Raw genomic sequence first — 1082 nt, 5'->3', positions numbered from 1 at the left:
TAGGGTCTCCTGAAAAATAGATAAATTCCCATAGAGCGGGGAAATATGTTAGGATTTCTCCTGTTAAGGTGCACGGAAAATGCGAAAAATGGCCAAAAAGCCGTGCACTTGATTGGAGGGTGATTTGTACAAAAAGCGAATAGCTTACCCTGAGTTTGTGGATTTCTACCTGCCTTTTGGTGGCCGGCTGCGAGCAGATAACCGTTGGGTACAAATGTCCAGGATCATTCCCTGGAAAGAGATAGAACCGCGGTATGCCAATTCTTTTTCCAAAAAGAAAGGACGGCGGGCAAAAAGTGTACGAGTTGCTTTGGGTGCATTGATAATAAAAGAAAAATTGAATGTAACAGATGAAGAGACGATTATGCAGATTCAGGAGAATCCGTATCTGCAATATTTTCTTGGCTTTGAATCTTATCAGGAAGACCCCATCTTTGAAGCGAGTCTGATGGTGTATTTTCGAAAACGCCTGGGGAGTGAGATTATCGCGGAAGTGAATGAGCTTATCGCCAAGAAGTTTGTGGAAAAGAAACAGAGTAAAAAGAGCGATAAAAAAGACGATAGTGACGATGATCAGGATAATGAGGGTCAGTTGATACTGGATGCAACCTGTATTCCGCAGGACATCCGTTTTCCAACTGATGTTGGCTTGCTTGATGACGCGCGGAAGAAGCTTGAAGGTATTATTGATACCCTGTACGCCGAAAGTGGCCTTAAGAAGAAACCGAGAACCTACCGGATACGAGCACGGAACCAATATCTGACCTTTGCACGGGGCCGGCGAAGGACACGACAGCAGATACGGAAAGCAACCCGGCAGCAGCTGCAGTATGTACGGCGTAACTTAAAGACAGTTAAGGAATTAATCAAAACTGTTCCAATGAGTACCTTGAGTCGGAAAGAGTATAAGGATTTACTGGTAATTCAGAAGGCCTATGATCAGCAGATGTATCTGTACCGTGAGCATAAACATTCTATCCGTGGAAAAATCGTCAGTTTGTCGCAGCCCCATGTGAGGCCCATCGCCCGCGGTAAGGCCAGAGGAGCCTATGAGTTTGGAGCCAAGATCTCTGCTGCAATTA

The 1082-nt window shown here is 45.1% G+C and carries 1 protein-coding gene; it reads left to right on the top strand.

Annotated elements, in window-relative coordinates:
• Positions 1 to 124 precede the first annotated feature (124 nt).
• On the top strand, positions 125 to 1082 hold a 958-nt coding region (locus B4O97_RS19100; protein WP_158084410.1), incomplete at its 3' end, for an IS5 family transposase.

Source organism: Marispirochaeta aestuarii, assembly GCF_002087085.1.
GTDB lineage: Bacteria > Spirochaetota > Spirochaetia > JC444 > Marispirochaetaceae > Marispirochaeta > Marispirochaeta aestuarii.
The sequence above is the reverse complement of the archived record's forward strand: the minus strand, read 5'-3'. Positions and strand labels throughout refer to the sequence as shown.